Origin of the sequence: Symmachiella macrocystis, assembly GCF_007860075.1 — a bacterium.
Taxonomy (GTDB): domain Bacteria; phylum Planctomycetota; class Planctomycetia; order Planctomycetales; family Planctomycetaceae; genus Symmachiella; species Symmachiella macrocystis.
This window is the reverse complement of sequence record NZ_SJPP01000001.1, coordinates 3565458-3579041: the sequence shown is the minus strand read 5'-3', so window position 1 is coordinate 3579041 and position 13584 is coordinate 3565458. Positions and strand designations below refer to the sequence as shown.

Sequence of the window (13584 nt, the reverse complement as noted above, 5' to 3'; positions counted from 1 at the left end):
GCCAAGTTCGATACAATCAAATAACACCGTATTCTTTTGTCGGTTGTCAACTTGATTCGAGGTGTCGTTAGTTATGTCAGGCTCAAAGGCAATTGGTTTCATTTTGGTCGTGGGCACATTTTGTTGTGCCGGATGGACTGGCTCTCCGCACGGCGATCTGGTGAGCACGGTTTCCGCAGATGATGCAGCCGACGCATGGGGCGACCTGAGCGGGCAATTCGTTTACGGTGGTGAACCGCCGGTGGCCGAAGCATTGGAACTCAACAAGGACGCCGAATTCTGCGGGCCGTTCGATCTGCATTCAGAGCAACTACGGGTCGATAAAGAGAGTCGCGGCATCGCCAACGTCGTGATCTGGCTAGAAATGCCGCGACGTAAGACGCCGCCGATTCATGAGTCGTATGCCGAATCGGCCAAGGCGGATGTCTTGTTGGCCAACAAGGATTGTCGATTCGTGCCACACGTAACAACGCTGCGAACCACGCAAATATTGTTGATTAAAAATGACGACAAGATCGCGCATAACACAGCTGCGTATTTGAAGCGGAATCTGCCGTTTAACGCTGTTTCTCCCCCCGAAACCGAAGACCGCCGCTCGGCGCGCCGTGTCGAGCGGGCGCCGGCGAAGGTCAGTTGTTCGATTCACGCTTGGATGACCGGTTGGCTACTCGTTCAAGATCATCCCTATATGGCTGTCACCGACAAGGAAGGCCGCTTTACGATCAAAAACCTCCCGGCCGGTGAATGGACGTTTCATGTGTGGCACGAAGTCCCGACCGACGTCACGGCAGCCTCCCAAGGCGACGCGCCACAGACCTGGAAAAAAGGCCTCGTGACCGTGACGGTCAAGCCGGGCGAGAACGATTTCGGCCAGTGGACGGTCGATCCGAAACTATTTCAATAGCCGTGCGCTTTGAAATCGGGGCCGCTTCGCTCTATTCTCATACGACCTACCCAGGCAGGTGCGTTGCGTTGCGCGCCTGACAAGAAATTTTTTAACCAATTCACGCAACAGGTGGTCCGCTGATGAAGATGTTTCCGCGTATGACGCTGGTGTTCTCCGCACTGGCTTTGACAGTTTCTATTTTGAGCACCACCGGCCGTGCGGCGGAAATTGATGAATCGCCGCTCGCCATCCGCGCGACACAGGCATTCATCGATTTGGAGTTTCGGCGTCCGATCGTAATGACCTACGCCGGCGACGGCAGTGATCGCGTTTTTGTTGCCGAACAAGAAGGGGTGATTCGCGTCTTCAAAAACGATCAGGACGCCACCGAGTCGAGCCCGTTTCTCGACATCGAGTCCAAGGTGGTCTACAAGGACAACCAAAACGAAGAAGGCCTGTTAGGTTTTGCGTTTCATCCCAAATACAAAGAGAACGGCCATCTATTCGTGTATTACACAACGACCGATGCTCCGCACACCTCGGTCGTCTCCCGGTTCACCGTCTCCGCCGACAATCCTCAGCAGGTGGATCCCAAGACGGAAGTCGAAATCCTCCGCATTCCACAACCGTTTTGGAATCACAATGGCGGCACAATCGCCTTTGGGCCGGACGGTTATTTGTACATTGCCCTTGGGGATGGCGGAGCCGGTAATGATCCGATGGGGAACGGACAAAACCTAAAGACATGGTTGGGATCGATCTTGCGGATTGATGTCGACCACAAGTCCAACGGAAAGAACTACTCGATTCCCAAGGACAACCCGTTCGTGAAGACCCCCGGTGCGCGTCCCGAGATTTATGCCTACGGCGTTCGTAACATTTGGCGGTTGTCTTTTGACCGTAAAACCGGCCTGTGCTGGGCGGCGGATGTGGGGCAGGACATTTGGGAAGAAATTGACATCATCGTCAAAGGGGGCAACTACGGTTGGAACCTTCGTGAAGGGAAGCACAAATTCGGCCCCAACGGAGTCGGGCCGCGCAAGGATTTGATCGAACCGATTTGGGAATACCATCACGACATCGGCAAGTCGATCACCGGCGGACAGGTTTATCGTGGCAAGAAGTTTCCAGAATTGGTCGGCTCGTATTTGTATGCCGACTACGTGAGCGGCCGCATTTGGGCCTTGAAGTACGACGCCGACAAAAAAGTCGTGACTGCTAACCGCAGCATCAGTTGGCCGGAAGGGGTCGACCCACTGCCGGTGATGTCATTCGGCGAAGACGAACAAGGGGAGGCATATATGCTCACCCCGTCGGGTCACATTTTCGGGTTTGAGAAAGCCGAATAGGACGCGTATAAAAAATCCCCCACTCCTCGGATAAACGAGGGGTGGGGGAATACGTCTGTCACGTGTAAACCCGATTGTGCAAACCCAACGGTGCAGCGAGTCAGTTCAGCAAGGCTGCGGCTGCGGCATCTTGTTGCTGCTGCTGTTGCTTTCGTTGCATTTGTTTTTGCTTCTCCGCTTCTTGTCTTTGCTTTTCTTCGTCCGACGGTCGCGGGTTGAGCAGTTTGGAAAGGTTCTCATGGATCGCCGCAGAATCCATTCCCGGCTTGAGTTTGACGACCTGCATATTCGATTCCAGCGGTGCCGCCGATGTCTCAAGTTCGTTGATCATGAGTCCCACGTTGTGCAAAATGGCCTCCGTGGCTGAGACGATCAACGTATTCGTCTTGGGGTCGACCCCGATCGACAAGTCCCCCTTGAAACGGCCTTGGCTCAATTCATCCTTGTCATCGTCGCCATAATAGTCGGCGTAGCGAATGTTAGTTTGTTTTTTCGGCTGATTTTCAAGCGCCTTGTCATTAGCGCTGAGCAGGTCGCGATAAACGTCTTTGATCGCCTCGGAAACGTCCTTAGCGCTGTTGTGTTTGAGCTTAAAGATTTGTACGTGTCGCACATTACGCGAGTTGGGCGGCAAGGCCTTGTCGTACATTTCAATTAATTCCTCAACAGTTTTCCATTGGCTGGAATCCCCGCCGCGGACCATGATCGAATTCGTGTCGGTATCGACGATGAATTTCAACTTCTTGCGCTTGGATAAACTTCGCGTTTCGTCTTTCTTATCGTTGGAACCGTAGTCGTAATACCAGTAGGGTCGACGTGGTTTGTCGTCTTCGTCCTCTTCTTTGAAGAAGTCCTCTAGATTAAAGCTGACCCAATAGGCGGACGCATATTTGAGGAAGAAGACTTTGTAAGTCTTTGGTGGCGGAGCGATGTCGACCATCAAATCTTCTAACACATCCAGTGCGGCGGGGTCGTCGCAACTGATGACGAGACGGCCATCGTGTGTGCGGCGGATCGAGATGGGAGGCGCTTCGGCTTTGCGGGTGCCCGCAGGACGTTTGGCTTGTTGATTGTCGCTCGCATCAGCTGCGGCGGCCTCGACCGGTTCTTTTGCCGCCGTCTTTTCTTCATAGAAATTCGCCAACTGCAGACGTGGTTGAATCGGCAGGGCAGCGGTCTTGGGTTTGGCCGCTGCATCCTTTTTTTCCTTAGTCGGTTCGTCTGTTTCCGGAGTTTCAATCGGTTCGGGGAGAATCAATTCGTTGGGGGCAATGTTCGGCCAAATCTTCCGCAGGCGTTCTAAGACCTTTTCGGAATCTTCGGGGGAAACCGCTTCCATCAACCGCATTTTGCTGCGGTTTTGGCCGGGAGCCCGGATTTCACCCAACTTGACCAACAACCCTTCGACTGAGTCCAATTCAATGTCGTTGGCCCACAGCAACAGGCGGTTGTTGTCCATGTCGGCATCGACACGGAATTTGTCTTCCTTTTCCTCTTTTTGATTGGACGATCCGTAGCCGCCATACCACGAATACCGCGAGCGACTGTTGTCCTTTTTCTCTTCTTCGCCGCCCATCATGAATTTGATCGAGCCGGCGACTTCGACCGCGTCTAGTCGTCGCAATTTGATCACATCAAACCGCCGGCCGCTGCCGTCGAGCTTGGCGATCAGTTTGCGGATCATCAAATGGTCGGTCATAGAGGCCTTGGCGATGATGGCTTTATTCTTTTTATCGACTTCTAATTGCGTGCCGATATCCAAGCCCCCCAGGTCTTCCAACATATTTACTAACGTTTCGGGGTCGGTCGCCGCTAAACGATAAGTCTGCATGCGGTCGATGTTGTTAAACAGCGAGTCGGCCGGATCGGCAGCCACATCGAGTGATTTGATGGCTTGCGTAATGATGGCCATTTTGTTGGGTGGTGCCGTCGCCATGATGCTGTTGCTGCGGGAATTGACAATCAGTCGCACCTCTTCGGGGGCCTTAGCACCGGCAGCCCCACCCTTTTTTTGCTGTTGTTGCTGCATGCGTTGCATCATTTGTTGCATTTGCTGCTGCATCTGCGGATTCGCGGCGCCGGAGACTTCGGCCGTGCGTTTGATCCCCAGCAGATCTTGCAATTGCACCAACGTTTCTGAGGCGCGGGTATGTTTGAGAAAGAACTCCTGCATCACTCGGTCTTGTCCGATGTCGGATTTCTCCATCAATAGATATGATTGGATCTGCCGCAAATTGGCGACCGTATCCATCGCTTCCAGACGATTGAGCGACTCCACCGCGTTCAGACGGCCATGCTCGGGGCTAATCAACGGTTTGAGTTGTTCTGCCAATTCTTTGGCAATCAACGTATCGAGCACGAACGACGTGCGGACGTATTCGTGGGGCATCAATTTGGCAAGTTCCTCGGGCGTGACCTCCGGTACAACGGCCGGGTTGAGTTCTTTGATTTTCTTCAGGCTGACCACCGAGAGCATTTCTTCATGCAAGATCATGGTGTAACCCCGCGCCAGCAGGTGGCGATTGATCACGTCGCGGGCTTCGTCGACCTCGTAACTGCGGGTTGTGACAAAATTCAAATAGTCGCCCGGCAATTCCTGCCAGTCCAAGTTGAGATGCGCGACGTCGGCCAACTCCTTGAGCACCACCGGCCAGGGAGCGCCGCGGAAGTTGAAGCGGACTTCACCGTCGCCCAGTCTCTGTAGTTTGAGATCTTCCGGCTTCGGCTCCTCATCCGGTTTGGCGGGCCGCTTTACGGCTGAGGTTCCCGGTTCCTCTTTTTTCTCGTCCGGTTTTTTGTCTTTGTTCTTGTCGTCACCCGGCTTGGATTTATCACCCGGTTTTGCTTGTCCCGGTTGAGGTTGGCCAGGCTGCCCCGGTTGCGAGGGCGTGGACCGTCGACCCCGTACTCCAGAGGGGACGACAACAGCATCTTGGGCATGACAGAGTTCGGGCAATCCGCTGAGCAACAACCCGCAAACGGCTGACAGAAATATGCGATGCATGGAGCGCATGTGAGACTACCTTTTCGTATTAGAGAACGCATTCCGAACGGTATTTTTTACCCGTATCACGCAAGTGTGAGTACTCACGGAAGAGTCGATCGACACGGGCCCTGCCTGTGAAATCACGGCGAGCAAGAAATCTCGATTTCCCATTTTATCACGCAATGACTTGGCTACAACTGCGAAATGCTCAATCGCGGACTGTTTAGGAAGATACGATTGGGAGCGGAATTTGTCTATTTTTGAGTAAAACAGGCGTAAAGCGACAGGTTTGAGGTGGTGTGCGGGATGTCCACTTCAAACTGGCGGACTAGGCTTTGAGCTTCTGCCCCAGTGACTGATCGCGGGTAATCGCTCCCCCTTTTCTGGCCACTGGCCTCTATCCACTGGCCACTCTGCACAGCCGACTACCCTGGTAAATTCCCTAGATCACGTTGCACGGATTGCAATGATTTGAGTAGAATTCACATCAATACAGCGTGATGCGTTGTGAGCCCCGCAAAGACGCGGGACGATTGCCCCCATTTTGGTTGGGAGAGACCGACGATGCTGCAAGTCGATATGGGAAACACAGGAAAGTACTGTGACGGCATGAGTCGTCGCAGCTTTGTGCAGTTGGGCGTCGCCGGCATGGCCACCGCAGGATTGGCGGACGTGTTGCGTGCCAAGGAAACTGCAGCGGAGGGTAAACAGCATCGCTCAGTTATCTTGCTGTGGCTCGACGGCGGACCGGGGCACTTGGATCTATACGATCTCAAACCGGAAGCACCGGCTGAGATTCGCGGTATGTGGAATCCCATTCCTACGAACGTACAGGGATTTGAAATCAGCGAACTGTTTCCCCAACAAGCAAAAATCGCCGACAAGTTTTCGATCGTCCGCTCGCTACATCACGGCACGGGCGATCACTTCGCCGGCGGCCATCGTATGTTGACTTCCAAAGCGATGGGTGTCAGCGGTGGGAACAATACGGGTAAATTCCCCTCTCTCGGTTCAGTGATTACGCGCGAGTTAGGTGCAAAAAGTCCGGGCATGCCCAGCTACATCAGCGTGCCGGTAGCCAGTAGCATCGGCTTGCGTCCAGGCTACTTCGGCGGAAACTGGTTGGGCGTGCAACACGATCCGTTTCAGACGGGTGGGGATCCGAACAAAGATAAATTCGAAGTCAAAAACCTGAATCTGGCGAAAGGGTTGTCTCTGTCGCGGTTGGAGGATCGCCGCGGGTTGTTGACACAACTCGACACGATTCCCCGCAACGTCGAAAAGACCGCTACCTTCGATGCGATGGATCGGTTCGATAAAAACGCATTTGAATTCGTCTCTGGAAAACGCGCGCGGGAAGCCTTTGACCTTAGCCGTGAAGATCCACGGATTCGCGATCTCTATGGACGGCATACTTGGGGCCAAAGCACGTTGTTGGCGCGACGGTTGGTCGAAGCCGGCGCGCGGTTTGTCACTTGCCATTTCGGCGGCTGGGACCATCACTGGAATCTCGAATCAGGCATGCAATCCTATTTACCGCGCGTCGACGCTGCCGTGTATGGTTTGTTCAAAGACTTGGACCAGCGCGGTCTGTTGGAAAGCACCATGGTTGTGCTCTGCGGTGAATTCAGCCGCACGCCACGGATCAACGATGGCGGCAATGGCGGTCCTCCGTTGAGTAAGGGGACGCCCGGTCGCGATCACTGGGGTGCATCGATGTTCTGCCTGATGGGAGGCGGCGGCATTCGTGGCGGGCAGATTATCGGTTCGACCGACAGCAAGGGATATCGACCGCTCACCCGCGCAGTTCGTCCGGAACATATCCACGCCACAATCTATCGTGCCATGGGACTCAACCCGGCGTTGCATCTCTTAGACCATCGCGGTCGCCCAACCCCGGTCCTGGAAGATCCCACCCCGATTTCGGAATTGCTCTAACGCCCGGCGCAAGTTCCACAATTTCAACCTTCTTTATGCGCGTCGGCGACGTTGCGAGCAACGTCGATGAGCATCGATTGTGCGATTGGTCCTTGGGCAGCGAACTTGAAAACGCGGGTGCTTTCTCCCGTAATGTCGATTTCGATCCGTAGCACATCGTCAGGCAAGACACCGGCAACGCGGTCCGCCCATTCGATCAAGCAGACGCCTCCGGCCTCAAAATATTCCTCGACGCCCAAATCCAGAAACTCGTCAACGCTGCCCAACCGATACGTATCGAAATGATATACCGGCAGCCGACCGGCGTATTCTTGGATCAATACGAATGTCGGGCTCGTGACCAACTTTTCGTCGACTTCAAGCGCCGTGGCAACGGCACGAGTCAGACGCGTCTTTCCCGCACCGAGGTTGCCTACCAAACCAATCACCGCCCCCGCTTGAGCAGCGTGCCCTACGGCGGCGCCTAATGCAGCGGTCTCTACTTCTGAATGCGACGTATACGTCCAAGTTGTCGGGAGGGACGATTCGGAGCCGGGCACAGTGGGGCTTTCTCGATCAGCGGTAGTTACGGAGAACGGAACTGTCGGCAATTATAACAGATGCTTCCAGCCTGACACCGGTAAGGGGATCACCTTTCCGGCTGCGGTGCGTAACTGCATTTCGTTACCATCAACGACCGTGCCAATTCTCGACAAGGGAATTTCTAGCGGCGAGTTGGCCAATAACCGCGCAGCGTCATCGCCTGAGACGGTAAACAACAACTCAAAGTCTTCACCGTCGGAGAGGGCGTGATCCCAAGCAGAACGACCGTCTTCCTCGGCGGCGGTTTGGGCGGCTGGGCTGATGGGGATTTCCGACTCCTCTAAAATAACTCCCACGCCGCTTTCTTCGACAATGTGCTGCAAATCCGCCGCCAAGCCGTCGCTAACATCGAGCATGGCATGCAGATCGACGGCCTCATGCAATTTCGAGGCTTCGTTGATGCGAGGCGTGAAGTCGAGGTGTTTTCCCGCCAGACTGCCGCCCAAACCTCCGGTGACAAATATCGCGTCACCTGGGCGAGCGCCGCTGCGTGTTACGGCGCCGCGGTCAGTTGTTTCACCCAAGGCGGTGATGCTGATCACCAGCGGACCTTGCCAGCTATTGGTGTCACCGCCAGCGATGGCGACGTCGAACTGGTCGGCCAACTCCTCGATGCCGGCGTACAGTTCCTCGGCCAATTTCGCGGGGACGCCACGGGGTAGGGCGAGGCTGATCACGGCTGCCAAAGGGCGTCCGGCCATTGCGGCAATATCGCTGAGATTGACCGCCAATGCCTTATGACCGATTTGTCGAGGCGTCGCCGGGGGCATCGTAAAATGCACCCCTTCCATCAGCATGTCGACGGTGACCAGGCAGTTCGCCGGATTGGGAAAGGCCAACGCTGCGGTGTCATCGCCGATTCCCAGAGGAATGCGGTCGTGGGCGCGGGTCTGTTGGCGAATCCATGCGATCAGTTCAAATTCATGCCGGCCGGTGTTCACCCGAGTGGACCTTAGCTGATTGAGATTGAAGAGAGTCTCGCCCGAATTGTAGGCCCGCACCGACGCGCTGGGAAGGACCGGTCGGCTCGGCGCATAAAAACACCGGACCCCAGCTAGCCACGGCGCTGGGATCCGGCGTTGGACGTCTTGCTGCGGCCGGTGAATCGAGGTGATGACAGTCCTCGTATCACACAGCAGAGGCAGCGACTTTCATTCGTGTGCATACCGTCTGCGACATTAATCTTGCAGGGGAAGGCTCAATGTTTTTTCGATGATTTGCTCCCCGCGAATGATATGGCACTTCACAGGTGCCATATCCGAGGCGGCTGAGTTGGCGGTTAGCGATTTGCGTTGTTGCTTGAAGGCGTACGTCACATGCGTGATCTTGTAGGCTTCCCACAACGCCAAGCCAACAACCACATCGCCGGACTTCACCCCTTTGGCAGCCGCTGGGCCGTTGGAACGGACTTCGATGACCTGTAATCCGCCCTTATAGTGTTTTTGGTATTTGTTGGGCAGTTGGTTTTGGCTGATTGTCCGGAATCGCAAACCGAGAATCCGCCAGACCATTTGTTGCGGCGTATCACCACGGTATGAAGTCGTGTCACTATTGTTGGCACGGGCGACGATATTCGTGAGAGGGCGTTCGCCGTTGCGTCCGATACGAAGTTGCAGAGCGACTTCAGCGCCATCGCGTCGTACCGTGACCGGCACTTCTTTTCCGGGATTGATTCCCAACAACGCGCGTTCGAAGTCCGCCCGATCCGACACAGCCACTTTGCCCGCTTTGAGGACTTCGTCGCCGGGCCGCAGACCCGCTTGGAATGCCGGGCTGTCGGAATGCGTTCCGCTAACAACCATCTTCTTCGATTCAGGTGACCGGACATCCTTGGTGAGCAAACCGTGGTACGTGCCGAATTTTTCATTGTCCAGCAATCGCGAAATCGTGCGACGGGCGTCATCGATGGGAATCGTGAAGCCGATCCGTTGTGCTCCGGCGCGAATGGCGACGTTGATACCGATGACTTCGCCGTCCAAGTTCACCAACGGTCCACCACTGTTACCGGGATTGATGCTGGCGTCGGTTTGGATCAGGTTTTTGTAGCCGATCTTTTCATTGACTTCGACATTCCGGCCCAATGCACTGATAATCCCGCGAGTGATCGTGTGAGTGTATCCAAACGCATTGCCCACAGCGAAGACGGTTTCGCCACGCATCAAGTCACAGGACGTCCCAAAGGGAGCGACGGGCAACGAGCGTCCGAAATCGACTTTAATGATCGCCAAGTCCTGACGGCTGTCAAAGGAGATGACGTTGGCTTTGGCTTGCGTGCCATCGATCAATTCGACGCGAATCGCGTCTTGGTCGACGTTGTGAATCACGTGTTCATTGGTAACGATGTAGCCTCGTTCGTCGACAATCACACCGGTTCCCATGCCGTTCACCTTTTTCGGCGAGCCGAACACAGGGTCTTTGGATTGGGTTTTCTCGGTGTGGATATTGACGACAGATTTTTCGACACGCTGGACCGCATTGACCAGCGGGGTACTACGGCGTTCCGATCCAACGCCGTTGTTCGCCAACCATGTCAAAAGGAGCGCACAACAGAGTCCGGTAATTTGAATCCGTGGTTGCATAAGTCGGGTTCTTCTCGGCGCGGGGGTCTCAAACCGAGGTTGCATCCAGCAACTTCCGGTTCAACGAATGGCAGCGTCATCAAACTGCAGGCGAGACTCAGATCCGTTGTATCTCGATACCAAAGGTCGGGGCGATGTCCGTTAGAATTTCCAATCGGCCAGCCAACCCAAAATTGGTTACCCTTCCGCTGCGGGGTCGGCACGTAGTGTCTGTAGCGATTAGGTAATTCGCTAATTGGGTGAATCCACATATCTCGAAACATTTTCTTCTCAAGTCAACGTTCGCTAGAATGGTGTTTTGATATGCCGACGCGGCAAAGCTCAATTCCCCCGAGATACAGCCATTCGTGCCGGCAACTCAAAACGCCTAACCCCAAACGGCCCGTTTGCAGGACCGCAACTACAAACCCGTTTCCCTCATTTGAACAGCAAAGAAACCCGCCATGTCCCGTCGCGAAAAACTCGAGGAACTATTGGCCGCGGATCCCACCGATACCTTCCTGCAATACAGTGTCGCCATGGAATATCGGTCCGAGGGTGATCTGCAGGCTGCCGAAGCACGATTTCAAACCTTGTTGAATGCGTCGCCCGACTACGTACCGACGTATTTTCGGCTAGGCGAGGTGTACGCGGAACTCGATCGGATCACCGACGCGCGCGATGTCCTGACAACGGGAATCGAAACCGCCATGCGAATCGGTGACCAGCATGCTGTCGGCGAAATGACCGAATTCCGGGCGAGTTTGGACGCTGCCGGGTAAGTCGCGCAGCTGATTGCGCGGCGATTCCTCAGAATCCCGGACCTTGACCGTCGCAGCGGCATCTCACTTTGCCCAGGACGGCAACACCTGGGAGTCGATGCCGAAAATGGGGATCACCAATAAATAGGTGACCGCTGTAATGAGCATGACGCCCAGCAGGTTCAGTAGGATGCCGTAGCGAACCATGTCGAGCACGCGAATCCGGCCCGAGCCAAATACGATGGCATTGGGGGGCGTGGCAATCGGCAACATGAAAGCGCAACTTGTGGAGACCGTTGCCGGCAGCATGAACAAACGGGGATCGATTCCCAAGCTAACAGCGGCTGCTCCCAAGATCGGCAAAAATATTTGCGTTGTGGCAACGTTGGAAGTGAACTCCGTAAGAAACGTCAACAGCAGGCAAATCCCCAGTACCATGACCAGAGGATGGCTTCCGGCAGCATATTCGGTGAACAGAGTCCCGAAATAAACAGAGAGCTCGGAATTCTCAAATCCTGCAGCAATCGCAAAACCACCTCCAAACAGCAACAGCAATCCCCAGGGAAGTCGCGATGCTGTCTCCCAATCCATCAGGAACCGCAGCTTTCCTTGATCATCGCGCCCACCAGGCAGGCAGAACATGAGCACCACCATGGCCATCACCGTGGAAGAATCATGCAGAAAACGATGCGTAAACGAACCGCCGATTTCATGGTTGGTCAACCAGTTTTCTAGCCAGGTTGCCCAACCCTCAAAGAACACGTGATCCTGAAACTGGAATTTGCCCCGCAAAACCCACAAGCAGGCAGTCATGACAAACACGCCGAACATCAGCAATTCGCCAACGGTGGGCGGTCCCAACTCCCGAATGCGGTCGCGAAAAAATCCGCGTCCCAGCGCCGCCAATTGCGGCTGCGGTGGCATTCGCAATGTCAACAAGACCCATGCGCAGAAAATCAACAGCATCCCCAACGGCACAAACGCCATCATCCATTGCCCGGCGGTGATTTCCGGTCCCTCAGCAAAATGCTGGTCCCAGACACCCAAAAAGGCGATGTTCGTCGGCGTGCCCACCAAGGTTGTCGAGCCTCCCATGCTGGCGGCATAGGCGATTCCTAGCAACAGCGCCAAGGAGAGCCGCGACAAATCGGGCCGCTCGCCCGATTCTTGCTTAGCGGATAAAACCTCTTCGAGTGATGTTAAGATGGCCAAAGCAATGGGCAGCATCAAGAGTGTCGATGCGGTGTTACTGATCCACATCGATAAAATTGCCGTGGCGCACATGAAACCAAGCACAATCCGTCGCGGGCCTGTGCCAAGTAATCGGACGATATGATAAGCGATCCGCCGGTGCAGTCCCCAGCGTTCAATCCCCAGCGCGATCATGAACCCGCCCATTGCCAATACAATGCTTTGGTTCATGTAGGCCGTGGGGACTTCCTTAGCGGGTTGAATCCCCAAGAGAGGAAACAGGGCCAACGGCAGCAAGCTGGTGGCGGCTATGGGAACGGCTTGTGTGACCCACCACATGACCATCCACAGAACAACCGCCACGAGTCGATGCGCCTCGACCGACATGCCCTCGGGGAGAGGACTGAACAACACGCCCAGGAACAGCAGCGGTCCGCACACCAATCCGGTCCGCCCTACCGGTGTCGGCATTGCCTCGTATGCATTGGAAGACATTGAGCTGCGGAGTTTCCTTATTGCGGCAGTTCGACTGAAAATTTTCGATTCTTAAGGATGAACGAACTGATGCCCTTCGGGCCGGACGGTGAGTACCGGGCAGGGGGCTTTGCGGACGACCTTTTCGGCCTCACTGCTAGTCAGCATGTGTGCAATCGCTCCGTGGCCGTGTGTCCCCATGACGATCAAGTCGATCTCATTCTCGCGAGCGAAATTGATGATCTCCACAAAGGGCGTGCCATGCACCCAGTGCAATTGGGCGTTACAGCGTTTTTTATCGTCGTCGGTCAGCCACCCTTCCATGCGCTCTTGCGCATATTGCTCGAATTCTGCTTTCGAGGGCATGGGATAACTCTCAAACATCGGCAGATATATCACCGGGTCGACGATGACGTGCAGCAAATGCAATGTCGCACCGAAACGCTCCGCCATTTCCACAGCATAGTTAGCTGCTTCGAGGCCGGGCTCGGAAAAATCGGTGGGCAACAGGATATTTTTCAGTTGGATCATGGCGTTCATTCAAACTCGCAAGGCCGTTTTTTTTCACGCAAACGTTCCGACACAATACCACGGCGGGAATCAGGCGACCAGTCGGTTTGTCGCGCCGGGGGCTGCTGAACGTATGGCTGTTTGCAGATACGGCGGTGCGGATTTTTCATCGAGTTTTGTACTGCTCACCTCGTTGATAATTCCCTCAAAATCGCTTAAAATCGGCATTGTTGCCATGTCGGTTTTTCGCCGAACCAGCTGAGCGAAACCCGCGTCGCAAGTTATTTTGTAGAAAAGGGTTGCGAAACACGTCTTTGCTGAAGGATTGGCAGCAAGACTCCCGGGCACG

The 13584-nt window shown here is 54.9% G+C and carries 11 protein-coding genes; 4 read left to right on the top strand and 7 right to left on the bottom strand.

What is annotated here, in order from left to right; all coding sequences use genetic code 11:
- Nucleotides 1–73 precede the first annotated feature (73 nt).
- Together CA54_RS13860 and CA54_RS13855 are read left to right on the top strand one after the other, a co-directional pair.
- Nucleotides 74–904 carry a hypothetical protein gene (locus CA54_RS13860; protein WP_146371327.1) on the top strand — a complete coding sequence of 277 codons (831 nt, stop codon included), beginning with the start codon at nucleotides 74–76 and terminating at the stop codon, nucleotides 902–904.
- 122 nt (nucleotides 905–1026) lie between these two features.
- Nucleotides 1027–2235 (top strand): PQQ-dependent sugar dehydrogenase, encoded by a 1209-nt coding sequence (locus CA54_RS13855; RefSeq protein WP_146371326.1) that lies wholly within the window; start codon nucleotides 1027–1029, stop codon nucleotides 2233–2235.
- Nucleotides 2236–2335: 100 nt separating this feature from the next.
- On the opposite strand, the gene CA54_RS13850 is transcribed toward CA54_RS13855, so the two are convergent.
- On the bottom strand, nucleotides 2336–5248 hold the full coding sequence (locus CA54_RS13850) for a secretin N-terminal domain-containing protein (protein WP_146371325.1): 2913 nt from the start codon (nucleotides 5246–5248) through the stop codon (nucleotides 2336–2338).
- Between the two features lie 537 nt (nucleotides 5249–5785).
- Between CA54_RS13850 and CA54_RS13845 the strand changes: the two genes are divergently transcribed.
- On the top strand, nucleotides 5786–7159 hold the full coding sequence (locus CA54_RS13845; RefSeq protein ID WP_146371324.1) for a DUF1501 domain-containing protein: 1374 nt from the start codon (nucleotides 5786–5788) through the stop codon (nucleotides 7157–7159).
- Nucleotides 7160–7182: 23 nt separating this feature from the next.
- Here the strand turns inward: CA54_RS13845 and tsaE are convergent, their stop codons facing one another.
- From tsaE to CA54_RS13830, 3 genes are all read right to left on the bottom strand, one after another.
- Nucleotides 7183–7698 carry a tRNA (adenosine(37)-N6)-threonylcarbamoyltransferase complex ATPase subunit type 1 TsaE gene (tsaE, locus tag CA54_RS13840; RefSeq protein WP_146371323.1) on the bottom strand — a complete coding sequence of 172 codons (516 nt, stop codon included), beginning with the start codon at nucleotides 7696–7698 and terminating at the stop codon, nucleotides 7183–7185.
- A gap of 51 nt (nucleotides 7699–7749) precedes the next feature.
- A complete protein-coding gene (gene thiL, locus CA54_RS13835; protein WP_146371322.1) occupies nucleotides 7750–8682 on the bottom strand; it encodes a thiamine-phosphate kinase in 933 nt (310 codons plus the stop codon).
- 237 nt (nucleotides 8683–8919) lie between these two features.
- Entirely contained in the window at nucleotides 8920–10320 is a 1401-nt protein-coding gene (locus tag CA54_RS13830; protein ID WP_197532453.1) for a trypsin-like peptidase domain-containing protein, read from the bottom strand.
- Nucleotides 10321–10763: 443 nt separating this feature from the next.
- On the opposite strand from CA54_RS13830, the gene CA54_RS13825 reads away from it, so the two are divergent.
- Nucleotides 10764–11081 carry a tetratricopeptide repeat protein gene (locus CA54_RS13825; protein ID WP_146371320.1) on the top strand — a complete coding sequence of 106 codons (318 nt, stop codon included), beginning with the start codon at nucleotides 10764–10766 and terminating at the stop codon, nucleotides 11079–11081.
- Between the two features lie 63 nt (nucleotides 11082–11144).
- On the opposite strand, the gene CA54_RS13820 is transcribed toward CA54_RS13825, so the two are convergent.
- From CA54_RS13820 to CA54_RS29365, 3 genes are read right to left on the bottom strand one after another with little or no spacing between them, the layout of a single operon-like run.
- A complete protein-coding gene (locus tag CA54_RS13820; RefSeq protein ID WP_146371319.1) occupies nucleotides 11145–12746 on the bottom strand; it encodes an SLC13 family permease in 1602 nt (533 codons plus the stop codon).
- A 51-nt stretch (nucleotides 12747–12797) separates the two neighbouring features.
- Nucleotides 12798–13265, bottom strand: coding sequence for a universal stress protein (locus CA54_RS13815; protein WP_146371318.1), 468 nt, complete (start codon nucleotides 13263–13265; stop codon nucleotides 12798–12800).
- A gap of 60 nt (nucleotides 13266–13325) precedes the next feature.
- Entirely contained in the window at nucleotides 13326–13472 is a 147-nt protein-coding gene (locus CA54_RS29365) for a hypothetical protein (RefSeq protein WP_197532452.1), read from the bottom strand.
- Nucleotides 13473–13584 lie beyond the last annotated feature (112 nt).